General features: G+C 60.9%; 20 protein-coding genes and 2 tRNA genes. 5 read left to right on the top strand and 17 right to left on the bottom strand.

Translation table 11 applies throughout. The features are described 5' to 3' along the window. The first annotated feature begins 6 nt into the window (after positions 1-6). Positions 7-1431, top strand: a complete 1425-nt coding sequence (locus tag JFU57_RS02265; RefSeq protein WP_201127934.1) for an MFS transporter — start codon at positions 7-9, stop codon at positions 1429-1431. Here JFU57_RS02265 and JFU57_RS02260 read toward each other — a convergent pair. The 3 genes from JFU57_RS02260 to JFU57_RS02250 all read right to left on the bottom strand — a co-directional run bounded on the left by JFU57_RS02260 (position 1428) and on the right by JFU57_RS02250 (position 3980). After that, positions 1428-2075, bottom strand: a complete 648-nt coding sequence (locus tag JFU57_RS02260) for a glutathione S-transferase family protein (RefSeq protein WP_201127933.1) — start codon at positions 2073-2075, stop codon at positions 1428-1430. The two genes, JFU57_RS02265 and JFU57_RS02260, sit on opposite strands and share 4 nt — an antisense overlap. Before the next feature lie 199 nt (positions 2076-2274). Beyond that, complete coding sequence (locus JFU57_RS33210) at positions 2275-2625, bottom strand: hypothetical protein (protein ID WP_238596188.1); 351 nt, start codon at positions 2623-2625, stop codon at positions 2275-2277. Between the two features lie 251 nt (positions 2626-2876). Next, positions 2877-3980: a polyamine ABC transporter substrate-binding protein gene (locus tag JFU57_RS02250; RefSeq protein ID WP_078472459.1), complete on the bottom strand. Its 1104-nt coding sequence runs from the start codon at positions 3978-3980 to the stop codon at positions 2877-2879. 138 nt (positions 3981-4118) lie between these two features. Here JFU57_RS02250 and JFU57_RS02245 point away from each other — a divergent pair, with 138 nt between their 5' ends. Then, complete coding sequence (locus tag JFU57_RS02245; protein WP_201127928.1) at positions 4119-4910, top strand: response regulator transcription factor; 792 nt, start codon at positions 4119-4121, stop codon at positions 4908-4910. 154 nt (positions 4911-5064) lie between these two features. Here the strand turns inward: JFU57_RS02245 and JFU57_RS02240 are convergent. The 6 genes from JFU57_RS02240 to JFU57_RS02215 all read right to left on the bottom strand — a co-directional run bounded on the left by JFU57_RS02240 (position 5065) and on the right by JFU57_RS02215 (position 10680). Beyond that, positions 5065-5141: transfer RNA gene (locus tag JFU57_RS02240), tRNA-Met, on the bottom strand. 85 nt (positions 5142-5226) lie between these two features. Further along, a complete protein-coding gene (locus JFU57_RS02235; RefSeq protein WP_201127926.1) occupies positions 5227-6684 on the bottom strand; it encodes an amidase in 1458 nt (485 codons plus the stop codon). Positions 6685-6745: 61 nt separating this feature from the next. Further along, complete coding sequence (locus JFU57_RS02230; protein ID WP_078472456.1) at positions 6746-7792, bottom strand: ABC transporter substrate-binding protein; 1047 nt, start codon at positions 7790-7792, stop codon at positions 6746-6748. 27 nt (positions 7793-7819) lie between these two features. Further along, positions 7820-8629, bottom strand: coding sequence for an ABC transporter permease (locus JFU57_RS02225; RefSeq protein WP_078472455.1), 810 nt, complete (start codon positions 8627-8629; stop codon positions 7820-7822). Further along, positions 8626-9546, bottom strand: a complete 921-nt coding sequence (locus JFU57_RS02220; RefSeq protein ID WP_078472454.1) for an ABC transporter permease — start codon at positions 9544-9546, stop codon at positions 8626-8628. Before JFU57_RS02220 ends, JFU57_RS02225 begins: the two co-directional genes overlap by 4 nt. A gap of 15 nt (positions 9547-9561) precedes the next feature. Next, positions 9562-10680: an ABC transporter ATP-binding protein gene (locus tag JFU57_RS02215; RefSeq protein ID WP_201127924.1), complete on the bottom strand. Its 1119-nt coding sequence runs from the start codon at positions 10678-10680 to the stop codon at positions 9562-9564. Between the two features lie 248 nt (positions 10681-10928). On the opposite strand from JFU57_RS02215, the gene JFU57_RS02210 reads away from it, so the two are divergent. Next, the gene (locus tag JFU57_RS02210; RefSeq protein WP_078472452.1) at positions 10929-11837 is read left to right on the top strand and encodes a LysR substrate-binding domain-containing protein; all 909 of its coding nucleotides are present in this window, start codon (positions 10929-10931) and stop codon (positions 11835-11837) included. A gap of 97 nt (positions 11838-11934) precedes the next feature. Here JFU57_RS02210 and JFU57_RS33555 read toward each other — a convergent pair whose 3' ends face one another. After that, positions 11935-12615 (bottom strand): methyl-accepting chemotaxis protein, encoded by a 681-nt coding sequence (locus tag JFU57_RS33555; protein ID WP_446739670.1) that lies wholly within the window; start codon positions 12613-12615, stop codon positions 11935-11937. Positions 12616-14323: 1708 nt separating this feature from the next. On the opposite strand from JFU57_RS33555, the gene JFU57_RS02200 reads away from it, so the two are divergent. Together JFU57_RS02200 and JFU57_RS02195 are read left to right on the top strand one after the other, a co-directional pair. Further along, positions 14324-15541, top strand: coding sequence for an MFS transporter (locus JFU57_RS02200; protein WP_078472450.1), 1218 nt, complete (start codon positions 14324-14326; stop codon positions 15539-15541). A gap of 233 nt (positions 15542-15774) precedes the next feature. Beyond that, a complete protein-coding gene (locus JFU57_RS02195; RefSeq protein WP_201127920.1) occupies positions 15775-17829 on the top strand; it encodes a TonB-dependent receptor domain-containing protein in 2055 nt (684 codons plus the stop codon). Between the two features lie 89 nt (positions 17830-17918). Here JFU57_RS02195 and ychF read toward each other — a convergent pair whose 3' ends face one another. The 7 genes from ychF to lolB form a co-directional block, all read right to left on the bottom strand. Then, positions 17919-19019 (bottom strand): redox-regulated ATPase YchF, encoded by a 1101-nt coding sequence (gene ychF / locus JFU57_RS02190; protein WP_020297648.1) that lies wholly within the window; start codon positions 19017-19019, stop codon positions 17919-17921. A 22-nt stretch (positions 19020-19041) separates the two neighbouring features. After that, positions 19042-19626: an aminoacyl-tRNA hydrolase gene (gene pth / locus JFU57_RS02185; RefSeq protein ID WP_201127912.1), complete on the bottom strand. Its 585-nt coding sequence runs from the start codon at positions 19624-19626 to the stop codon at positions 19042-19044. Positions 19627-19795: 169 nt separating this feature from the next. Then, positions 19796-20395 (bottom strand): 50S ribosomal protein L25/general stress protein Ctc, encoded by a 600-nt coding sequence (locus JFU57_RS02180; RefSeq protein ID WP_020297646.1) that lies wholly within the window; start codon positions 20393-20395, stop codon positions 19796-19798. A gap of 141 nt (positions 20396-20536) precedes the next feature. After that, positions 20537-21478, bottom strand: a complete 942-nt coding sequence (locus JFU57_RS02175; RefSeq protein ID WP_003208392.1) for a ribose-phosphate pyrophosphokinase — start codon at positions 21476-21478, stop codon at positions 20537-20539. Between the two features lie 46 nt (positions 21479-21524). Then, a tRNA-Gln gene (locus tag JFU57_RS02170) sits at positions 21525-21599 on the bottom strand. Between the two features lie 36 nt (positions 21600-21635). Beyond that, positions 21636-22487, bottom strand: a complete 852-nt coding sequence (gene ispE / locus JFU57_RS02165) for a 4-(cytidine 5'-diphospho)-2-C-methyl-D-erythritol kinase (protein ID WP_201127910.1) — start codon at positions 22485-22487, stop codon at positions 21636-21638. Between the two features lies 1 nt (position 22488). Next, positions 22489-23106: a lipoprotein insertase outer membrane protein LolB gene (lolB, locus tag JFU57_RS02160; RefSeq protein ID WP_201127908.1), complete on the bottom strand. Its 618-nt coding sequence runs from the start codon at positions 23104-23106 to the stop codon at positions 22489-22491.

Genomic DNA, 23106 nt, shown 5'->3' with positions numbered 1-23106 from the left:
CACAGCGTGAAGCCGATCATTGCCCACCCGGAGCCTGCGCTGCGCGGGGTGCTCGCCAGCCTGTCACTGTCGATGCTGTTGTCCTCCCTCGGCACCAGCATTGCCAATGTCGGCCTGCCGGCCCTGGCCCAGGCGTTCGAGGCGTCTTTCCAGCAGGTGCAGTGGGTCGTCCTGGCGTACCTGCTGGCCATCACCACCTTGATCATCAGCGTCGGCCGCCTTGGTGACCTGATGGGACGCCGGCGCCTGCTGCTGGCGGGCATTGCCCTGTTCACGCTGGCCTCCCTCGGGTGCGCCCTGGCGCCGAACCTGGGGTGGTTGCTCGGCGCGCGGGCGATCCAGGGCCTGGGGGCGGCGATCATGATGGCGCTGGCCATGGCCTTTGTGGGCGACAGCGTGCCCAAGGCGCAAACCGGCAGCGCCATGGGCCTGCTGGGGAGCATGTCGGCGATCGGCACAGCTCTGGGCCCGGCCCTGGGCGGCGTGCTGATTGCCTGGTTGGGATGGCGCGCGATCTTTGTGCTCAATCTGCCCCTGGGCCTGTTGGCCTTGGCCCTGGCCTACCGTTACCTGCCGGCCGATCGCCCACGCGCCGAGGCTGGGCCGGTCGGTTTTGACTACAGCGGTACCTTGCTGCTGGCCCTGGCACTCGCGGCTTATGCCCTGGCGACGACCCTCGGGCACGGCCGTTTCGATTGGCGCAATGCCGCGTTGCTGCTGACGGCGGCGGTCGCCGGCGGACTGTTTCTCTGGGGGCAGGGCCGGGTGGCGTCACCGTTGATTCGTCTGGCGTTGTTTCGCGAGCCATTGCTCGGCGCTAGCCTGCTCATGAATGGCCTGGTGTCGACGGTGATGATGGCGACGCTGGTGGTCGGGCCGTTTTATCTCAGCCGTGGGCTGGGGCTCGACCTGGCCGTGGTCGGTGCGGTGATGGCAATGGGGCCGGTGGTTTCAGCACTGAGCGGGGTGCCGGCGGGGCGCGTCGTCGACCAGCTAGGGGCGCCCCGGGGCGTGGTGTTGGGGTTGTTCGGCATGCTCGCCGGGGCGGTTGCGCTGAGCGTGCTGGCACCGCTGTTCGGCGTCGTCGGGTATGTGGCCGGGCTGGTGATCCTGACCCCGGGTTATCAACTGTTCCAGGCGGCCAACAACACCGCGGTGATGCAGGACGTCCAGGCCGATCAGCGCGGCGCGATGTCCGGCTTGCTCAGCCTGTCGCGCAACCTCGGGCTGATCAGCGGTGCGTCCGTCATCGGCGCAGTGTTTGCGTTGGCGTCATCTGCCTCCGAGCTGAGTACGAGTGCGCCCGATGCCATGAGCCACGGCCTGCGGGTCAGCTTTGCCGTGGCCACGGGGTTACTGCTCATGGCCCTGGTTATTGCGCGCTGGTCGCAGCGCGCCCCAGGGGCCAGTCGTGCCGATTATGGGGGTTAGAAGTCGAGCTTTCCGCGCATCTCGGCGAAGGGAATCATCACGTGTTCGCGGTAGGCAGGGCGCTCCTGGAGGCGGGCGTACCAGGCCTCGACGTTGGGGATGACAGGGCGTTCGATCTCCAGCTCGAAGTAGCGATACAGGTTTGTGCCTGCCGGGATATCCGCCAGGGAGAACTCGTTGCCGCCTAGGAACGGTTGCTGACTCAACACCTGGTCGAGCAACTGAAAATGCTCGGCGCAGCGCTGGACACTGGCCTTGAGCGCCACGCTGTCCTGCTGCTCCTGCGGGGTCCGAAACCCGCCCCAGAACACCCCGTTGATAAAGGTTGTTTGCAGGCTGCACTGGGCCCAGTCCATCCAGCGATCGGCCACTGAGCGCTGCCCCGGGTTGTCGCTCCAGAGTGCCGTTGCGCCGTAAGTGGCCGCCAGGTACCTGAGGATCGCGTGCGACTCCCAGACCACGGTCTCGCCGTCCTTGATCAGCGGCACCCGGCCGTGGGGGTTCATGGCCAGGAATTCCGGTGTTTCCTTGATCCCGAAGCTGCCGCCGGCGCGAATGTGTTCATGGGCCAGGCCCAGTTCACCGATCAGCCACATGACTTTCTGCACATTGAACGCGCTGCGGCGTCCCCATACTTGAAGCATTGCCAACTCTCCTTGAGCGCCCATTGATGTCGAACCGTCCTGGCAGCAGTGCCTGCCCAGGAACGCCAGCGATCTTGAACAGGGGGCGGTGACAGCGCAAGGCTTGAGCGCAGGCTGAGGGGGGCCGGGGCGACTCAGGGCATTTGCCATCGTGCTGACTGCGGGGAGGCGGCCAGGGTCGCAGTCGACGTGCTCTTGCTCAGCCTTGATAACGGCGTCGATGCAGCGATTGGACCGTTTGCAGAAAGCGTTTCTCATCAGCCATGGGTGACTCTTTGGCGCTGAAGACGTTTTTGATTCGGGTGAGCTCGACGCGTGTTCGCTCTTTTTCAGCCTGGGCCAGTTCAGGGAATTCAAGCAGCAGCGCCTTGTTGCCCCGGGTGATGTGTTCCATCACCGCCAGCGCGATGTGCTCACGCACCAGCCCGGCCGAGACGTAATACATGGCCCAGGCTTGTTCGGGCGAGCAGTGACCGATTTGCTCTTCGATCTCCTTGTACGCTTTGTAATCGTCCGACTCCACGTTGCGCTGGCAATCGCCTCGGCACATGATTTTCTCCTTCCCTGGGACCTCGGTGACAACGCCGTTGTCATTCGTCTGCTCCCTGCCTGATTACGTGTGCTGCCTATAAACGCCGGCCACCGCGCGACAGCGGCGGATAGTCACTTAGTTGTGCCGAGTGTGGTACTCGGCCTGCCAATGACTAGCTGCACCGCGCAGTCTTTTGATTCTTTATATAGCCCCTGGTCCCTCACGCCGTGTGAGGGAGCAGAGGCGCAATCAGTAATAACCAGGCCAGATCAAGTGCCGCTCTTGACCTTGGTCCATACGCGAGTGCGAATTCGCTCCAACTTCAATGGCAGCGGCTCAAGTGGAATAAGTGTGGCGATAGTGTTCTTGTCTGGATAGATCCAGGGGTTGTCTCGCAACTTCTGCTCAACAAACTCAGAGGCGTCTTTATTGGCATTAGGGTACAGCGTGTGATTTGACGTCTTGGCAATAACATTGGGGCGCAGCATGTAATTGATAAACGCCATGCCTTCCTTGGGATGAGGAGCGTCTTTGAGCAGCACCAGGTTTTCCGACCAGACCAGTGCGCCTTCGCGAGGAAGGCTGTAGGCAATCTTGCGCCCCGTGTTGGACTTCTCATTGATGGCCTGCGCCGCAAGGGCACCATTGGCCCAGCCCACGACTGCGCAGATATTGCCATCCGCCAGGTCGGCATCGATTCTCGAAGAGTCGAAATAGAGAATGTAAGGACGGATTTTTAATAGCAACGCCTGGGCTTTCTGATAATCCTCGGGGTTTCTGCTGTTGCTCGGGAGCCCAAGGTAATTCAAGGCAATCGAAATGATCTCGCTGGGAGAGTCGAGCATGGCCACGCCACAGGACTTGAGTTTGCTGATGTTTTCTTCTTTGAAGATCAAGTCCCAGCTATTTACTGGGGCATTGTCGCCCAGTGCAGCCTTGACCTTATGTTCGTCATAACCAATACCGGTGGTGCCCCACAAGTAGGGCACCGCGTAGCGATTACCGGGATCATTGGCCGCGAGCAGGGCCAGGATATCTGGATCGATATGGGACAAATTGCTCAGTTGGCTGCGATCCAGTGGTTGAAGCACGCCCGCCTCGATCAGGCCCGGCAAGACATTGGAAGTGGCCACGACCACGTCATAGCCGGTGCGCCCCGCCATAACCTTGCTCTGCATCATCTCGGCGCTGTCAAAGGCATCCATATTGATTCTTGTGCCGGTCTCCCGCTCGAACTCCTTGGGGGTTTCCGGCGCCAGCAACCCGAACCAGTTGTACAGATGTACGGCGGGCTCTACCGCACTGACGGATGTGCTTATTCCGGCACTGAAAAGCGAGGCTAAAAAAATAGCTCGCAAATGCGACTTACTCATATGACTATCCCTGTCAACTCGATAGGCCCTCATGGCCATCGTAAGCTAGGGGCTGAATATACTCGGCATCGTCGAATAGTAAATACCTACAAATACTTACCTCTGACCCATGAATTCCTAACCCTAAAGGGGTAGACAATGTCACTCGACCTTCATGACCTGGTTTGGCACCGGTCGATTGGAAAGTTGATCATGCAACTGGACCGTCCGGAGTTCTGGAGCTCGCTTATTCGCGTATTGAATGAGTATGTGAAGATAGATAATTGGGTGGTATTGATTTTCAGCGATCAGCAAGTTCAGGTCATTAGCCTGCCTGAAGTGGCCGATGCCGAAGAGGTGGATGCCTTTACCCATCGCTATGTAAAAGGTCTTTATTTGCTGGACCCCTTTTATATTGCCAATCGTGAAGATCCGCAGAGTGGCTTCTTTCATATGCTCGATATTGCGCCGGAGCATTTTCTGGAGACCGAGTATTATCATCAGTACTTTGCGCAATACATTTCCGTCGATGAAGCGCAGTACAATGTTCAACTCGATGCGGATAGAACATTGTGTGTTTCATTTGGCAGTACCGTTCGATTCACCCAGGAGCAAATCGCGACACTTGAAATCATCAAGCCCTGGGTAATTGCATTGATGTATCAGCGCATGTCGTTTGAAAACAGCCTGGAAAAAAACATCACCGAGCCCCCTCTGTGGTCGGACACCATTGCTCAGTTGGGTGCGCAAATAACGGCGCGGGAAAAGGATGTACTCAAGTTGTTGCTGAGTGGCTTCTCCAGCAAGGAGATAGCCGGCAAGCTTTCCCTGTCCACGGAAACCATAAAGGTTCACCGGCGTAATATTTACGCCAAGTTCAACATCAAGTCGCAGTCCGAACTCTTCGCGCGTTTTTTCATGCCGAAGCAAGAGGGGCACACCCTCAGTTGAGACTGGCGCCTTCAAGGGCAGGCGTCGTTCGAACTGCGGCATGCGGTGGCGCAGACAGAGGCGTCCGGAAACAACAGGACCGTCTTCAGCAGCCAGGGGCTTTTCTCCAGGCATAAAAAAACGGCCTACCTTGCGGTAAGCCGTTTTTAGTACTTGGTGGCTACACAGGGACTTGAACCCCGGACCCCAGCATTATGAATGCTATGCTCTAACCAACTGAGCTATGTAGCCAAGTGGCGCGCATTATTCGCGGAGAACGACATTGCGTCAAGCCTTTTTGTAAGAAATTTATCTACGCTATCAACCGTTTATCCAATTACCCCCGACTCAGCAGTGGCGAAGGGCAGCGCTGGAACCAGCGGCTGGCCTGTTCGTAGGCGTGTGCCAGTTGCAGCACGGCGAAGTCGGCCTGGTGCCGGCCGATGATTTGCAGGCCCATGGGCAGCCCGTCGGTATTGAAGCCGGCCTGCACATTGGCTACCGGGCAGCCGCTCAGGGTGCCGGGGATGACCACTTCCATCCAGCGATGATAGGTGTCCATGGCCACGCCCTGGATGCTGCGTGGCCAGGGGATGGTTTTGTCGAACGGGAACACCTGGGCGCTGGGCAGCAGCAGAAAGTCGAAGCGCTCGAACAGTTGGCTGATGGCGCGGTACCAGTGGCTGCGGCTGACCGAAGCGGCGTACACCTGACTGGCGCTGAGGCTGAGGCCGTTTTCCACCTCCCAGCAGGCTTCGGGTTTGAGCTGGGCGCGTTTCAGCGGATCGGCGTAGGCCGCGCCCAGGGAGCCGGCCACCAGCCAGTGGCGCAGGGTGCGCCAGCTGTCCCACAGCTGCTCCGGGGCGAAGTTGACCTGGGCCGCCTCGACGCTGCAGCCCACGGCCTCGAAGTCGGCGAAGGTGGCTTGGCACAGTTCGAGGATGCCTGGTTCCATCGGCAGGTAGCCGTTGAAGTCACCCAGCCAGCCCAGGCGCGTGCCCCGCAGGTCGCGCTCCAGGGGCTCGGCAAACGCGGCTCCGGATTCGGCGATGGACAGCGGTGCCCGGGCATCAAAGCCGGCCTGTACCGACAGCAGCAGGGCGGCGTCACGCACGCTGCGGGCCATGGGGCCTTCATAGCCGAGCTGGTCGAAAAACAGATCGCTGCTGTCATCGAACGGCACCCGGCCTTGGGACGGGCGAAAGCCGAAAATATTGTTGAACGCCGCCGGGTTGCGCAGCGAGCCCATCATGTCGCTGCCGTCGGCCACCGGCACCAGGTGCATGGCCAGTGCGGCGGCGGCACCACCGCTGCTGCCGCCGGCCGTCTTGCTCGGGTCGTAGGCGCAACCGGTGGCGCCGAACAGCGGGTTGTAGCTTTGTGAGCCGAGGCCGAACTCCGGGGTGTTGCTCTTGCCGATGATGATCGCCCCGGCTGCCTTGATCCGCTCGACCATGATGCCGTCGCGCTGCGGCACAAAATCTTCATACAGCGGTGAGCCCAGGGTGGTGCGAATACCGTGGGTCAGCGACAGGTCCTTGATCGCGTGGGGCAGGCCGTGCATCCAGCCGTGGTATTCGCCGCGCGCCAGCTCTGCGTCGCGCAGGTCGGCCTGGGCCAGCAGCGCCTGGGATGGCTGGAGGCTGATCAGCGCATTCACCGACGGGTTGAAGCGCTCGATATGGGCCAGGTAGGTCTGCATCACTTCGCGACAGGAAACCTGGCGCAGGCGGATGCGTTCGGCGAGTTCGTGGGCCTGCAGCAGGACCAGTTCGCTGATGGGGTTTGAAGTCATGGTGATGCTGCCTTGTAGACGACTTGAAGAAAGCGCCCCGCCGCAGCGGGGCGGTCGGGGGTCAACGCATCAGGTTGGTCCACAGGCGGTCGGCCAGGCGAATGGCGCCTTCGCCGCAGGTCTGGCTGAACACCACCTTGGTGCCCTCGGGAATATGCAGCTCGGGGGCATCCTTCAGGCCCGCGTCGAGGAAGGGTTCGACGCCCTTGATCGGGCTCTGATGCTTGAGGAAGTTCTGGGTCATGGCCGCGTTCTCAGGCTGGCTGAGGAAGGCGATAAAGGCCCTGGCGTTCGCCGGGTTCTTGCTGCCCTTGGGGATGACCATGTTGTCGACCCAGGCCAGCACGCCTTCTTTCGGGTACAGGTACTTAAGGCTCGGTTTCATCTCCCGGGCGCGCATCGACGAGCCGCCCCAGAACATCGACATGTCGATTTCGCCGGCGGCCAGGTTCTCGCGGATGGAGCCGGCCTTGGAGCTGTAAGTCTTGACGAAGGGCTTCTGCGCCTTGAGCAGGGCCAGCACCTGTTGCAACTGCTTAGGGTCTTCGCTGCACAGCGGGATGTTCAGGTACAGGCTGGCCATGTCGATCACATCGCTGACCGAATCGAACATGTTGATCCGCCCCTGCAACTCGGCCGGCGGCTCATACAGCACCTTGTAGCTGTCGGCTGGGCCCGCGTAGCGCGTGCTGTCGAGCACCACGCTGGTGGTGCCCCAGATAAACGGCATCGAGTAGGCGCCGTCCGGGTCCCAGGTCGGCCGTTGCAGGTTGTCGACCACGCTGGCGTAGTAGGGCTGCTTGATCGGGTCGAAGCGCTCCAGCAACTGCTCCTTGATCAGGATCGGCACGAACTGGTGCGAGGGAATCGCCACGTCGTAGCCGGTGCCGCCTTGCTTGAGCTTGGCCAGCAGCGTCTCGTTGGAATCGTAGGAATCGACCGTGACTTCAATGCCGCTCTGTTTCTGAAACTTGGCGAGGATCTCCGGCGAAAAGTAGCCGCTCCAACTCACCACGTTGAGTTTCTCCGCAGCCTGAACGCTGCCGACCATGGTCAGTGGCAGTGTCAGTAACAACGAGGCGCCGAGGCCTGTAATCAACTTGCTCATGCTATTTCCCCACAGTGCTTGGAAGGTTCAGGTTTTCTTTTTGCCCAGCAGATAAGAGAGGCTGACGAACAGCACCGAGACGCCGAGGATCAGGGTCGAAACGGCGTTGACGTCGGGGGTCACCCCCATGCGTAACAGGCCGAAGATAAAGATCGGCAGGGTGGTGGTGCCGGCCTGGGAGACCATCATCGAGATCACGAAGTTATCCAGCGAGACGATGAAGGCCAGCATCAGCCCGGAGAAAATCCCCGGCATCAGCAGCGGCAGGGTGACCTTGCGAAAGGTGCGCCAGGGGCCGGCATAGAGGTCGGCAGCGGCCTGCTCCAGAGACAGGTCCATGTCATTGAGCCGGGCGCGGATCGGCAGGTAGGCGAACGGGATGCAGAACACCGTATGGGCGATGATCAGGTTGCCGTAGCCCAGGGACAGGCCGATGGTGGAAAACAGCGCCAGGGTGGCGACGCCGACCACGATTTCCGGCAGCACCAACGGCAGCATGATGGCGCCCATGGACAGTTGCAGGCCCTTGAACCTGGCGCCGCGCGAGGTACCCAGCGCCGCGAGGGTGGCAATCGCGGTTGCGATGCTGCTGGCGCAGACGGCGATCAACAGGCTGTTGCCCGCTGCCTGGCGCAAGGCCTGGTTGGCGAAGGCGGCGCGGTACCAGTCGAGGCTGAAACCGCTCCATACCGTGGCCGACTGGTTGGCGTTGAAGGAGAACACCACCAGCACCACGATCGGCGCGTAGAGGTACAGGTAGAACAGGAAACTGAAGCCGCCAAAGCCGGGGAAGTCCTGCACGCCCAGGCCGTTTCGCTTGAATAGACGCAGCATCATGCACCCTCCCGGGCAACGCGCTGGCGCTGAGCGCGCAGGGCATACAGGGTCAGGACCAGCATCACCGCCGCCATCAGCACCAGCGACAACGCGGCACCGAACGGCCAGTTACGGGCGTCGCTGAACTGACGGAAGATCAGGTTGCCAAGCATCATCCGCGTACCGCCGCCCAACAGCTCCGGAGCAATCATCGCTCCAAGGCAGGGCACGAAGGTCAGGATTGCACCGGCGATAATTCCCGGCCTGGCAATCGGCAGCACCACCTTGCGCAAGGTGCGCAAGCGCCCGGCATACAGGTCCTGGGCAGCCTCCAGCAGGCGCGTGTCCATTTTTTCCAGGGTGGCGTAGATCGGCAGCACCACGAACGGGGCGTAGGTGTAGACCAGGCCCAGCAGCACCGCGCCGTCGGTGTAGAGCAGTTGCAGCGGCTGGTCGATCAGGCCCAGGCCGAGCAGGCTGTTGTTGATGACCCCGGTGTTACGCAGCAGCAGGATCCAGGCGTAGGTGCGGATCAGCAGGTTGGCCCAGAACGGCACCGTGATCAGGAAGATCAGCAGCCCGCGCCGCTGCACCGGCTGCATGGCCAGCCATACGGCCACTGGGAAGCCGATCAGCAGGGTGATCAGGGTCGTCAGCCCGGCAATGCCGATCGAGCGCAGGGCGATGACCAGGTAGGAATCGGTGAAGGCCAGGCTGTCGTCCAGTTGCCGCTCGAACAGCAGCGAAGTGTAGGCATCGCTGCTCAGGACCTTGTTGACCCCACCGTAGGGGTTGGCCTCCATCAGCGAGTAACCGATGACGATCAGGATCGGCACCAGCAGAAACAGACCGATGGCGAGCAGCGCCGGGCTGACCCCGAGAAAACTGTGCAAGGCCCGGCGACGTTCCAGGTTGTGGGTGATCGGTGAAGCGTGCATGGCGAACCCTCGTGCTCAATCCAGCAGGACGCTGGCGCTGCCGCGGTCGAAGTGCAGGCCGGCGTCACTGCCTACGGCAAAACGCTGGCTGTGGTCGACGCTGTTGGGGGTGCGCACGGTGAGGCGCGACCCGTCGCTGAGGCTGACCTGGTATTGCAGGTCGGTGCCGAGGTAGATCTGCGCCTCGATGCGGCACGGCAGTGTGCCCTGGCTGCCGGCCGGCACCAGGTGCAGGCGTTCCGGGCGTACCGACAGGGCGACCGTGGCGCCGACCTGGACCTCGCTGCAGGACTGGGCCGGCAGCGGATGCCCGGCGGGGCCGGCGAACCAGGCCAGGCCGGCCTCGACCCGGGTCACGGTGCCCTGGATAAAGTTGGTTTCGCCAATAAAGTCGGCGACAAACCGGTTGCGCGGTTGTTCGTAGATGTCTTGCGGACGGCCCACTTGCTGCACTTCGCCTTCCGACAGCACGGCAATGCGGTCGGACATGGTCAGGGCTTCTTCCTGATCATGGGTGACGAAGATAAAGGTGATGCCGGTCTTGGCCTGGATCGCCTTGAGCTCTTCACGCATGGCCTGGCGTAGCTTGAGGTCGAGTGCCGACAGGGGTTCGTCCAGCAGCAGGACCTTGGGATGCGGCGCCAGCGCCCGGGCCAGGGCCACTCGTTGCTGCTGGCCGCCGGAGAGCTGGTTGGGACGGCGCCCGGCGAAGCGTTCCATCTGCACCAGGGCCAGCATTTCGCGAACCCGCTCGGCGATCTGCGCCTTGCTCAAGACCTTGCCCATGGGCTGCGACTCAAGGCCGAAGGCCAGGTTCTCGGCGATGCTCATGTGCGGGAATAGGGCGTAGTGCTGGAACACAGTGTTGACCGGGCGCTTGAACGGCGGGCGGTCGGCGATGTTTTCGCCATAGAGCAGGATCTCGCCCTGGGTCGGAAACTCGAACCCGGCAATCATCCGCAGGAGGGTGGTTTTACCGCAGCCGGAAGGGCCGAGGAGGGTGAAGAATTCGTTGTCGCGAATGTCCAGGTCGATGTTTTTCAAGGCCACCGGGCCGCTGTGCGGATCACCGTAGACTTTGCGCACCGAGCGGATAGACACAGCCAGCGTTTGCAGCGAATGCACGGCATTCATGCGTAACCTCCGATTCCCCCATCGCCTGCGAACGCCCGGAAGAGGGCGGTGGCGTCAGGCCATGGATTTTATTTTTCTGGGCAGGATCGAGATGTGTTTCAGGTCTTTTGCGAGCCGCTTTTCGGGCTCTTTAGGTGTTTTTTTTATTCTGCTGTTGCGCCGATTATCAGTGAGGGGTTGCGGGGGCGAAACTTCAATTTTAACATAGCAGCTGTTAAATAATTTAATAGCAGAGGGCGTGCCCGGCCATGGTTGAACAGCGTTTGCCACCGATGAATGCGGTGCGTGCCTTCGATGCGGCAGCGCGCCTTGGCAGCTATGTCGAGGCGTCCAAAGCCCTGCACGTGACCCAGCCTGCCATCGGCCGCCATGTGAAGCTGCTGGAGGAATGGCTGGGGGTGCAGCTGTTTGAACGTACCTCGCGCGGGGTGATCCTGACCGCCGCCGGGGAGACCTATCACCGCAAGGTTGCCCAGGCGCTGCAACTGATCATCGAAGCCGGCCAGGAGTTGCAGCCAGGGGATCGCGAGCGCTGGCTGCGGATCATGGTGGTGCCGGGGTTCGCCAAGCGCTGGCTGACTCCGAGGCTGGAAGCGTTGCGCCATGTGCGACCGGGATTAAAGTTCGCCATCGAGCCTAATTCGACCTTTACCGAGGTCGATGCCAAGCACTGTGACCTGGGGATCGCCTACGGCCTGGACGGGCAGTACCCCCAATCACGGGCGAGCCTGATTCGCCCTCGAGTGTTCCCGATCTGCACCCCGGGTTACCTGGCCAGCATCGAGCCGATCAGCAGCCCCACCGATTTGCTCAAGCACAACCTGATTCACTTCGATGACGGTGAGTGGTGGAACATGTGGTTCGCCGCCAATGGCCTGGACATCCACATCGGCTCCGACGTGCTCTACGTCAATAACGACCATGCCTTGTCCGTGGCGGAAAGCGGGCAGGGCATCGCCCTGGCCAATGAAGTGCTGGTGCGCGAAGAGCTCAAGGCCGGGACCCTGGTGCGGGCGCTGGAAGACCAGGTGCAGTTGGAGAGCTACCGCGTGCTGACGCCCAATGGGCAATGGTCGGCGGACGTGGCGTGGTTCACCCAGTGGTTGAAAACCGAGCTGGAGGCGGATTTTCCCGAGGCGCGGATAACGCAGGCGTAGCCGCTGCTTCAGGCCCTCAGAGCGCCGTAATTTACCTGACATTCCACGGTGTCCTATCGGGCCAGCGCAGCCTCGCGGCTCGGCAGCGGCTACGGGCTTATGTCAGTTGAAAGCGCCCGGTATTGGCACTCAACGCGCGGCTGCCCTGGCTCAGGGTGTCGGCGGCGAGGTTGACGGCGCGGGCGCCTTCCAGCAGGCGTACGGCGGCCTGATCCACCTGCTGGATATTGCCGCTGACTTCATCGGCGGTGCAGGCCTGTTCCTCCACGGCGGTGGCGATGTGCGCCAGGGTGTCGGTGACGCTTTGCACGGCCTGGGCAATTTCCTCCAGTCGTTCGCCCAGGCCGGTGACCGCGTGCGCATCGCTCTGGGCCTGGCCGCAGGCGGCTTGCATCAGGCTCACCGCTTCATTGACGGTGCTGCGCAGGCTGTCGACGGTGCCGGCAATCTGCGCGGTCGACGACTGGGTGCGTTGCGACAGGCTGCGTACTTCATCGGCGACCACCGCAAACCCACGGCCCTGCTCCCCGGCCCGGGCGGCTTCGATGGCGGCATTCAGGGCCAGCAGATTGGTCTGTTCGGCGACGCCGCGAATGGTGTCCACCACCAGCTGGATCTGTTGCCCTTGCTCGCTGACCCGGCCCAGGGCCGCGGCGGTTTCATTGAGCCGTTGATTGAGCTGCTGGATGCTCGCGGTGGTGCGCTGGCTGTCACGACTGCTGTCGGCGGCAATGCGCTGGGTGTGCTGGGCGCTGCCGGAGGCCTGCTCGCAACTCATGGCCACACCCTGGGACGTGGCGGCCAACTGGGTCGCGGCGGTGGCGATCTGGCTGATCTGCTGCTGTTGCGCTTCGACCTCGCCCAGGGCCCCGCTTGAGTGATCGTTAAGGCTGCGCACGGCATTGCTCAGTTGCAGGGTTTCATGGTCCACGCCCTGCAGGCTGCTGCGTAACTGCACCACCGCCACGTTCAGCGCGGTACTGATGGCGGCCAGTTCGTCGCGCCCATGCACCGGCACTTGCAGGCACAGGTTGCCGTCACGCAGGGCCTCGGCCAGTTGGGTGATGCCGCTGGCGCTGCGGCGGATCGAGGCCTGTAGGCAGATAAACAGATACAGCGCCGCCAGCAGCAGCGCACCGAGCACCGTCGCCACCAGAATGAACTGGCGCACCGCTGCGCCCTGATAGTGTTCCAGGCGTTGGTCCAGGGAATTCAGCGAGTCCTGACGCAGGCTCGCCAGATTGCCCAGCAGGCCGTCCAGGCTGCGTTCGAAATCTTCCGGCTTGAGGTTGATGCTGCCGCCGAACACCCCGTCGTCCAGCACCTTGAGCCCGGCGTCGAGCTGCTTGAGGCTGTCGTGATAGTGCTCGGCCCAGGCCTGCAGTTCGCTGGGCAGGCGCGCTTCGAGCAGGCCGGCGGTCTTCACCAACTGGTCGCGGGCATCGCCGATACGGCTGCGCAGGTCGCGCAATTGCAGGCGGCTTTGCAGGGTGAACTGCCCGGAAACCACCGACGCCTGGCCGACGCTGGCCAGGCGCCCGACCCGTTCGATCAGGTCCGGCGCATGCTGGGTGGAGATCTGCGTCAGCAGGTAGGTTTCCAGCCAGGGGGCGAGGGTCAGGCGATTGTCCATGACGATCTGCTCGCGTAGCGCCTGCAGCGCACTCAAGGCAGCGGTGAAGCGATCGTAGCCGTCCGGCCACCAGCCAACGCTGCTCAGACTCTTGGAGTCCAGGCCATTGAGCGCAGCTTGCAAGGCCTGGAAACGGGCCAGGGTGTCGCCCGCGGCACCGGCGCTCTGCAGGGCGGCGCCGAGTTCGACCATGGCCTGGTCCAGCGCCGGTTGCACGCCATCAAAGGCGGCCATGGCGGCCAGGGTTGCCGGGGTCGGTTGACGATTGGTTTCGGTGGCGCGCCAGCGGGCGGCGCGGTCGCGTTGCGCGGCCAGCAGGTTGTCCAGGTTGTTGAGGGCCAGCAGCTGATGCACTCCGGTGCGCTCGCCGGCGATCAGGCTGAGCTTGTCGCGGTAGTCCTGGCCAATCATCCACAGGCTGACCAGCAGCGGCAGGATAAACAGCAGAAACAGCAGCTGGAATTTGCGGGCGAAACCGAAACGCCCGAGCAGCCGAATGCCTGGTGAAAGAAAAAGATGCATCCCGACAACTCCCCCGGGCACTACGCACCATTGGCGTGCGGTCAGGGCGGTGTGGCCCGTGACCCGTGCCCTCGTAAAAGGCCTCGAAAAGCTCGCCAGTGCAGCCGTTATCAGGCCGGCGCTGTGGCGATACTTCCCATTTTCCGTCCCCTTTGTAAGGGCGGCGGGTTGGAAGCAATCCTGGAGCAAGATTCAGACCATGGCGTTACGCTATCAGTGGCAGATGGTCAGGATAGGTACTTAGCAAGCTAAGGGGATGGCGTTGCTGCACCTAAAAATGGCACATTGGCGCACCTGCAAATGTGCATCCATTCGCTGTACGGAAACTCTCATGGCTATCAGCAACGTTCAGTCCGCCGCGACTTCGGCCCCCGCGTCGGCGCAAAGCAGTCCCCTGGTCATGCGCATCATCGGCGCGGTAGCGCTGGCGCACCTGATCAACGACCTGATTCAGGCCGTGCTGCCGTCGATCTACCCGATGCTCAAGCAAAGCTACGGCCTGACCTTTACCCAGGTTGGCCTGATCACCTTGGCCTTCCAGTTGACGGCGTCGTTGCTGCAACCCTGGGTCGGTTACTACACCGACCGTCATCCCAAACCCTACTTGCTGCCGATGGGCATGATCTGCACCCTGATCGGCATCCTGATGATGTCCCAGGTCGGCAGCTTCCCTTTGATTCTGCTGGCGTCGGCGCTGATCGGCATTGGCTCTTCGACCTTTCACCCGGAAGCATCGCGAGTGGCGCGGCTGGCTTCGGGCGGGCGCTTTGGCCTGGCACAGTCGACCTTCCAGGTCGGTGGCAATGCCGGCACCGCCTTCGGCCCATTACTGGCGGCGGCCATCATCATTCCCTATGGCCAGGGCAATGTGGCCTGGTTCGGCCTGTTTGCGGTGTTTGCCCTGGTGGTGCTGTATGCCATCAGCCGCTGGTACGCCAACCACCTGCGGCTGTTCAAACTCAAGCAAGGCCAGGCGGCTACCCACGGCTTGTCCAAAGCCCGGGTGCTGAGCGCGCTGGTGGTGCTGGGGCTGCTGGTGTTCTCCAAGTATTTCTACATGTCCAGCTTCACCAGTTATTTCACCTTCTACCTGATCGAGAAGTTCGACCTGTCGGTGGCCAGTTCGCAGCTGCATCTGTTCCTGTTCCTCGGCGCAGTAGCGGCGGGGACCTTCTTCGGCGGGCCGATCGGCGACAGGATCGGGCGCAAGGCGGTGATCTGGTTCTCGATCCTCGGGGTGGCGCCGTTCACCTTGATCCTGCCCCACGTCGACCTGTTCTGGACCAGCGTCCTCAGCGTGGTGATCGGCTTTATCCTGGCCTCGGCATTTTCGGCCATCGTGGTCTACGCCCAGGAACTGGTGCCGGGCAACGTCGGCATGATCGCCGGGGTGTTCTTCGGCCTGATGTTCGGTTTCGGTGGCATCGGCGCTGCGCTGCTGGGCTATGTGGCAGACGCGCACGGCATCGAATATGTGTACCGGTTGTGCGCGTATCTGCCGCTGTTCGGCATCTTGGCGATCTTCCTGCCGCGTAGCAAAAAAGCCTGATCGACCTCGGGCTTGCCCGCGATCCGTCAGTTGCGTTGCTGATCGATCGCGGGTAACTCAACTCCCCCCTCTATCCAGCAATCGGCCCGCCAGTGCGGGCCGCAAGCGTTGCCGAGCGCTCTACGAGAAAGGTTTCAGGTTCTTTCTGTTTCTAAATGATATTCATTTGCATTACACTCGCGCCTTCCTCAGTGCACCGTAACAGTGCATTGAATCGACAAGGACCGTTTTTAATGCGACCTACCCCCTGCCTTTTCAACTCACTTTTCCTCACCGCCGGCGTCATGCTGGCCGCTCCGACGCTGCATGCCGAGGAGGTTGTCGAGAACAGCTCCCCGGCGGTTACCGAACTCGACACCTCATTTGTGACCGCCACCGGCGCGGCGACCGATATCCGGGACGCCCCTGCCAGTGTCAGTGTGATTTCTCGCGAAGAGATCGAGCGCCAACCGGTGTACGACCTCAACACCCTGCTGCGCCGCGTCCCCGGCGTGACCGGCGGCTTCGGCCCGGTGGGCGAGCAATCGAAGATCAAACTGCGCGGCCTGGATGACAAGTACACCTTGATCCTGGTGGACGGCAAACGCGTCGGCAGTTCGGCCGACACCAGTTACCGCCGCGACCTGGCGCGCCAGGACCTGAACTGGATCGCGCCGAGCATGATCGAGCGCATCGAGATCGTGCGTGGGCCGATGTCTTCGCTGTACGGTTCCGACGCCATGGGCGGGGTGATCAATATCATCACGCGCAAGGTATCCAAGACCTGGAGCGGCTCGGCCAGCACCAACATCACCGTGCCCAAGGATTCGGATCGCGGCCAGACCACCCAGAACAGCCTCAACCTGGCCGGCCCGTTGACCGACTCTCTGGGCCTGCGCCTGGGGGCCAACGTGACTCGCCGCGCTGCCGACGAGGTCGAGCCTCGGCGCGATGCCGCCGGCGACTACATGTATGGCGACGGTGCCGGGGGTTCCAAGGACCACAGCGTGAACGCCTTGCTCGACTGGAAAATCAACGACGAGCAGAGCCTGTCCCTGGAAGCGGTGCACGGTGTCGAGCGCTCATGGTCATCGAAAAAGACCTTCGGCGATTACGGCGAAACCATCGGCGAAGGCTTCGGTGCCGGGCGCCTGATCCGCGACAGTTATGTGCTGTCCCACACCGGTGACTGGAGTTTCGGCAGCACGAAACTGGATGCCTACTTGAACAAATTCAAGAACGACATCGAGTGGGGTAAAGCCAACTCCGAAGAAAAAATCGTTGAAGGCAGCCTCAATCTGCCGTTTGAGTGGCTGGTCAATCAGAGCCTGACCCTGGGCGGTCAATGGAAGCGCGAAGAACTGACCAACAGCAACACCCTCGGCACCGTACCGGTTGACTACCAGGGCAATCCAGTCAACGGCTCCAGCTTGAAGGCTGACTACTCGGCGGCGTTTATCGAGGATGAACTGTTCCTGCTCGACAACCTGTCCCTGACCTTGGGCAACCGCTTCGACCACAGCGACGAATACGGTAACCACAACAGCCCACGGGCCTATCTGGTCTATCACCCGCACCCCGACTGGACCGTGCGGGGCGGTATCTCCAAGGGCTTTCGCGCGCCCAGCCTGAAAGAGGGCAGTGCGGGCGCGGCGACGGAGTCCGGGGGCCGTGGCTGTGGCTCCCTGGTGGTCCTGGGGTACGGCTCCGGCAGTTGCTGGATGGCCGGCAACCCGAACCTGACGCCGGAGACCAGCACCAACAAGGAAGTCGGTGTGTCCTTCGATCACGGTGGCTGGGAAGCCGGCTTGACCTACTTCCACACCGACTTCACCGACAAGATCGAATACGCCGCACTGGGCGAGTACCAGGGACGCTGGTGGACCATGCTGGAAAACGTCGACAAGGCGCGTACCCGTGGCTGGGAAGGCACGACGCGGGTGCCATTGGGTGACTCCGTGGACTGGCGCACCAACGCCACCTACATGCTGGAGAGCCGAAACCTGTCCACCGGTGAAGACTTGATCAGCTCACCCAAGCTGTCGCTGTTCAGCGCCATCAACTGGCAGGTCAATGATCAGCTCAACACCGAACTGTCGGCGCAGCATGTCGGCAAGCAGCGGGGGATTGGTGATGATTTCACCCAGTCGTACACCACCTACGACCTGACGGCGAACCTGGCGCTGACCAAGTGGTTGAGCCTGAATGCCGGGGTGCAAAACCTGCTGGATGAAGATCCACGGGATGGGGCGACGAATTTCTATGTGCCCGGACGGGCGTTTTTTGCGGGGGCTACAACTTACTTCTGAGGCCGCAGTGCGTGCCGCGATGGCATGACACGGGCCGTGCAACACCGGGCTATTGCGGCAAGTGCTTTGCCGCAATAGCCCGCAGGTGCTTAGACGTTAAAGCGGAAGTGCATCACGTCGCCGTCCTTGACCACGTATTCCTTGCCTTCCAGGCGCCATTTACCGGCTTCCTTGGCACCGGCTTCACCCTTGAACTGGATGAAGTCGTTGTAGGCGATGACTTCGGCGCGGATGAAGCCTTTTTCGAAGTCGGTGTGGATCACGCCAGCGGCTTGTGGCGCGGTGGCGCCGACCTTGACGGTCCAGGCGCGGACTTCTTCGACACCGGCGGTGAAGTAGGTCTGCAGGTGCAGCATTTCGTAGCCGGCGCGGATCACGCGGTTCAGGCCAGGTTCTTCCAGGCCCAGGGCTTCGAGGAACATGTCTTTCTCTTCGCCGTCTTCGAGCTCGGCGATCTCGGCTTCGATCTTGTTGCAGACCGGCACCACCATGGCGCCTTCTTCTTCGGCAATGGCCAGGACGACGTCGAGCAGCGGGTTGTTCTCGAAACCGTCTTCAGCGACGTTGGCGATGTACATGACCGGCTTGGTGGTCAGCAGGTGGAAGCCACGAATCACCGCTTTCTCATCGGTGCTCATGTTCTTCATCAGGCTGCGCGCAGGCTTGCCTTCGGTGAAGTGTGCGATCAGCTGTTCCAGCAGGGCCTTCTGGACCACGGCGTCCTTGTCACCACCCTTGGCGTTGCGGGTGACTTTCTGCAGTTGCTTCTCGCAGCTGTCGAGGTCGGCGAAGATCAGTTCCAGGTCGATGATTTCGATGTCGCGCTTGGGGTCGACGCTGTTGGAGACGTGAATCACGTTCTCGTCTTCGAAGCAGCGGACCACGTGGGCGATGGCATCGGTTTCACGGATGTTGGCCAGGAACTTGTTGCCCAGGCCTTCACCTTTCGAGGCGCCGGCCACCAGGCCTGCGATGTCGACGAATTCCATGGTGGTCGGCAGGATGCGCTTTGGATTGACAATGGCTGCCAGGGCTTCCAGGCGCTTGTCCGGCATCGGCACGATACCGGTGTTCGGCTCGATGGTGCAGAAGGGGAAGTTCTCGGCCGCGATCCCGGATTTGGTCAGGGCGTTGAACAGGGTGGACTTGCCGACGTTAGGTAGGCCGACGATGCCGCAATTGAATCCCATGGTGTTTCCCCTTGGATAAGAGTCAGGCCTTCTGGCTGTGCAGGTTTTTCATCGCGCGGTTCCATTCACCGGCGAGGATATCCGGCAGCACGCCGAGGGCAAAGTCGATGCTGGCATCGAGTTTTTCCTGTTCGGCGCGTGGCGCACGACCCAGGACGAAATTTGAAACCATACTGGCAACGCCCGGGTGGCCAATGCCAAGCCGCAGGCGGTGAAAGGTATTCTGATTGCCCAGCTGCGCGATGATGTCGCGCAACCCGTTGTGACCGCCATGGCCGCCGCCCTGCTTGAGCTTGGCGACGCCGGGCGGCAGGTCGAGTTCGTCGTGGGCCACCAGGATTTCTTCAGGCGTGATGCGGAAGAAACCGGCAAGTGCCGCCACGGACTGGCCGCTGCGGTTCATGTAGGTGGTGGGAATCAACAGGCGAACATCCTGACCCTGATGCGAATAACGCCCGGTCAGGCCGAAATATTTGCGATCGGCCACAAGGTTGACCCCTTGCTTTTCGGCGATGCGCTCAACAAAAAGGGCCCCTGCGTTATGCCGGGTCTGTTCGTATTCAGCGCCTGGATTACCCAGGCCAACGATCAGTTTGATGGCAGTCACGATAGGGGCCCTTCCTTGGAGTGGTGGATAACATCGCAGCAACCGGGTGTTGCGGCGAAAGTGGACGACAAGTGCTCATTTACCATTATGTAAACTCCGCGTTACCGCCCGCTTTCTCGCTACGTTCCAGTCCGCGATGTTTCCTGGTCACTCCGGCATTGCAGAGTAATTACTCTGCAGCGCCTTCTTCAGCTTCTGGAGCAACACGTGGAGCGTGAACGTTGGCAACAGCCTTGTCATCGCCGTGTGCCAGAGCAACAAACTCAACGCCTTTAGGGGCTTTGAGGTCAGACAGGTGAATGATCGCGCCGATTTCGGCGTTAGCCAGATCGACTTCGATGAATTCAGGCAGGTCTTTTGGCAGGCAGGTCACTTCGATTTCAGAAACAACGTGCGAAACTTCGCCGCCTTTCTTGATCGGAGCTTCTTCGCCAACAAAGTGTACAGGCACGATAGCGGTCAGTTTCTGGCCAGCTACAACGCGTACGAAGTCAGCGTGCATCACGTGGCCTTTGGCCGGGTGACGCTGCAGAGCTTTGATGATTACGTTTTGCTTGGTGCCGCCAACGTTCAGCTCGATGATGTGGCTGTAAGCCGCTTCGTTTTCGAGAAGTTTGGCAACTTCTTTAGCCAGCATGCTGATGGATTCAGGGGCTTTTTCGCCACCGTAAACTACAGCTGGAACCAGGCTTGCGAGACGACGCAGGCGGCGGCTCGCACCTTTCCCCAGGTCGGAACGCACTTCAGCATTCAGAGTAAAATCGTTCATGTTGTATCTCCAAAATAACCACATTCGCCCCAGCGTTTGCGACCAGCGCTAAAGGCGATATGGGCAAAAAAGCCCCGCCCCGACAGGAATGCCGGGGCGGGGCGCTTTTCGTCAGAACAATGTTCGAGAAGGGCAGGGCCCTTAGCGGAACATCGCGCTGATCGATTCTTCATTGCTGATGCGGCGAACCGCCTCGGCAACTACCGGCGCGATATCCAGTTGACGGATACGCGAGCAGGCTTGAGCAGCTGCGGACAACGGGATGGTGTTAGTCACCACCAGTTCGTCCAGCATGGAATTTTCGATGTTTTCGATCGCCCGACCCGACAGTACCGGGTGCGTGCAATAAGCGAAAACCTTGGCTGCGCCATGCTCTTTCAAGGCCTTGGCCGCGTGGCACAGAGTGCCGGCGGTATCGACCATGTCATCGACCAGAATACAGGTACGCCCTTCGACATCACCGATGATATGCATCACTTCAGAGTGATTGGCTTTCTCACGGCGTTTGTCGATGATCCCGAGATCCACGCCCAGGGATTTGGCAACAGCCCGTGCACGCACGACGCCACCAATGTCCGGGGACACGATCATCAGGTTTTCGAAGCGCTGATCTTCGATGTCATCCACCAAGACGGGGGAGCCGTAGATGTTATCTACCGGAATATCGAAGAAACCCTGGATTTGGTCAGCATGCAGATCAACCGTGAGAACACGATCGATGCCGACTACGGTAAGCATGTCAGCCACGACTTTCGCGCTGATAGCCACACGTGCGGAACGCGGACGGCGATCCTGACGGGCATAACCAAAGTAAGGAATAACAGCAGTGATACGAGTAGCCGAGGAGCGGCGGAAGGCATCAGCCATCACTACCAGTTCCATCAGGTTATCGTTGGTCGGAGCGCAAGTCGGCTGAATAATGAAGACATCTTTACCGCGGACGTTTTCATTGATCTCTGCAGTAATTTCGCCGTCGGAAAACTTGCCGACAGATATGTCACCGAGAGGGATATGCAGCTGACGTACAACACGCCGAGCCAGATCGGGGTTAGCGTTCCCCGTAAAGACCATCATCTTGGACACGCGCAGTACCTGAAGGCTGAGGGTAACCTGGATGAGTATAGGAAAATGGCAGGGGCGGCTGGATTCGAACCAACGCATGGCAGGATCAAAACCTGCTGCCTTACCGCTTGGCGACGCCCCTGTATCTGTTGCATCGAGTGCCTGGCACCCGGTTCCTTTAGAGCAGATTTTGCAGCTTGCGATGCAACATCGAAACGTTGCTTCCTTTTGCTACAAACCCTGTAAGGGTCTCTGTAAGAAGGGCCGAGACTTTATCAGCTTCAGCTTTGCTTGGGAAGCCCCCAAACACACAACTTCCAGTTCCGGTGAGTTTTGCTTCGGTAAAATTACCTAGCAAATTCAATGCGTTACGTACTTCTGGATAACGCATTGCTACCACCGGCAAGCAGTCATTTCGACTGTTTCCCTTGGGAACGGGGCGCACTTTAATGGGCGCGGAGTTACGTGTCAACAGCGGATCTGAAAAAATTTCTGCTGTACTTACAGAGACTTGCGGTACAAGCACCAGATACCACGGTTCTTCGGGTTCTACAGGGGTCAGTTTTTCGCCGACGCCTTCGGCAAAAGCCGCATGGCCGCGCACGAATACCGGGACGTCGGCGCCCAGTGTCAGGCCCAGGCTGGCCAGGCGATCTTCATCCCAACCCAGCTGCCACAAGTGATTCAGTCCGAGCAAAGTGGTCGCCGCATTCGAGCTGCCGCCGCCGATACCGCCGCCCATCGGCAGGACCTTTTCGATCCAGATGTCGATCCCCAGCGGGCATGCCGATTGTTCCTGGAGTTTTTTTGCGGCTTTCACGATCAGGTTGCTGTCGTGGGGCACATCGGCGAACTCGGTGTGCAGGCGGATCACGCCGTCATCGCGCACGGCGAAAGTGATTTCATCGCCGTAGTCGAGGAACTGAAAAATGGTCTGCAGTTCGTGGTAGCCGTCTTCCCGGCGACCCAGAATGTGCAGCATCAGGTTGAGTTTGGCCGGGGAGGGCAGGGTCAGTCGCTGTGCGGTCATCTCACTGCCCCAGCTTGCGCGGTTGCCATTCCTTGATCACCAGCGTGACATCAAGGTCGCTACCGTGCAGTTTTATCCGCTCGGGCAGCCAATAGCCGTTCTGTTGCGCGTAGCTCAGGTATTCCACCTGCCAGCCATCCTGCTCAAGGGTCGCCAGGCGGCTGTCGGCGTCAAGGCTCAGGCGACTTTTGCTGTCAGGCGCGGGCAATCCGCGGACCCACCATGACAGGTGGGACACCGGCAGCTTCCAGCCCAGTTGTTCTTCAAGCAGGGTTTCCGGGGTGGCAGCGTCATAGCGGCCCTGGTTGGCGACTTCCAGCGACACTTTGCCCGGGCGCCCGGTCAGGCGTGCGGCCCCACGACCCAGTGGGCCGGACAGACGGATGTCGTAGTAATCCTGGCGTTGCAGCCAGAACAACGTGCCGCTGCCTGAGTCCTTTGGCGCGCGAATGCCGATCTTGCCGTTGATCTGCCAGCCGTCGAGGCCGGTCAGTTGCTGTTTGTGCTCGCGCCATTGCGCGGGGTTGCCATGGCCCTCTACCGATTCACGGGAGCCGAAGCTGGAGCAGCCGGCGAGCAAGGCGATAAAACTGAAAGCAATAACGTGGCGCAAAAACAT

Origin of the sequence: Pseudomonas sp. TH07 (assembly GCF_016651285.1) — a bacterium.
GTDB lineage: Bacteria > Pseudomonadota > Gammaproteobacteria > Pseudomonadales > Pseudomonadaceae > Aquipseudomonas.
This window is presented reverse-complemented; position numbering and strand designations above follow the sequence as displayed.

What these genes read in the sequence shown, in the direction of transcription:
- JFU57_RS02210 (WP_078472452.1), top strand. Translation starts at nt 10,929, where the DNA reads ATGGTTGAACAGCGTTTGCCACCGATGAATGCGGTGCGTGCCTTCGAT.
- JFU57_RS02260 (WP_201127933.1), bottom strand. Translation starts at nt 2,075, where the DNA reads ATGCTTCAAGTATGGGGACGCCGCAGCGCGTTCAATGTGCAGAAAGTC.
- JFU57_RS02230 (WP_078472456.1), bottom strand. Translation starts at nt 7,792, where the DNA reads ATGAGCAAGTTGATTACAGGCCTCGGCGCCTCGTTGTTACTGACACTG.
- JFU57_RS02235 (WP_201127926.1), bottom strand. Translation starts at nt 6,684, where the DNA reads ATGACTTCAAACCCCATCAGCGAACTGGTCCTGCTGCAGGCCCACGAA.
- ychF (WP_020297648.1), bottom strand. Translation starts at nt 19,019, where the DNA reads ATGGGATTCAATTGCGGCATCGTCGGCCTACCTAACGTCGGCAAGTCC.
- JFU57_RS02180 (WP_020297646.1), bottom strand. Translation starts at nt 20,395, where the DNA reads ATGAACGATTTTACTCTGAATGCTGAAGTGCGTTCCGACCTGGGGAAA.
- JFU57_RS02220 (WP_078472454.1), bottom strand. Translation starts at nt 9,546, where the DNA reads ATGCACGCTTCACCGATCACCCACAACCTGGAACGTCGCCGGGCCTTG.
- JFU57_RS02250 (WP_078472459.1), bottom strand. Translation starts at nt 3,980, where the DNA reads ATGAGTAAGTCGCATTTGCGAGCTATTTTTTTAGCCTCGCTTTTCAGT.
- JFU57_RS02245 (WP_201127928.1), top strand. Translation starts at nt 4,119, where the DNA reads ATGTCACTCGACCTTCATGACCTGGTTTGGCACCGGTCGATTGGAAAG.
- ispE (WP_201127910.1), bottom strand. Translation starts at nt 22,487, where the DNA reads ATGACCGCACAGCGACTGACCCTGCCCTCCCCGGCCAAACTCAACCTG.
- JFU57_RS02225 (WP_078472455.1), bottom strand. Translation starts at nt 8,629, where the DNA reads ATGATGCTGCGTCTATTCAAGCGAAACGGCCTGGGCGTGCAGGACTTC.
- JFU57_RS33555 (WP_446739670.1), bottom strand. Translation starts at nt 12,615, where the DNA reads ATGAGTTGCGAGCAGGCCTCCGGCAGCGCCCAGCACACCCAGCGCATT.
- JFU57_RS02215 (WP_201127924.1), bottom strand. Translation starts at nt 10,680, where the DNA reads ATGAATGCCGTGCATTCGCTGCAAACGCTGGCTGTGTCTATCCGCTCG.
- JFU57_RS02195 (WP_201127920.1), top strand. Translation starts at nt 15,775, where the DNA reads ATGCGACCTACCCCCTGCCTTTTCAACTCACTTTTCCTCACCGCCGGC.
- JFU57_RS02200 (WP_078472450.1), top strand. Translation starts at nt 14,324, where the DNA reads ATGGCTATCAGCAACGTTCAGTCCGCCGCGACTTCGGCCCCCGCGTCG.
- lolB (WP_201127908.1), bottom strand. Translation starts at nt 23,106, where the DNA reads ATGTTTTTGCGCCACGTTATTGCTTTCAGTTTTATCGCCTTGCTCGCC.
- JFU57_RS33210 (WP_238596188.1), bottom strand. Translation starts at nt 2,625, where the DNA reads ATGTGCCGAGGCGATTGCCAGCGCAACGTGGAGTCGGACGATTACAAA.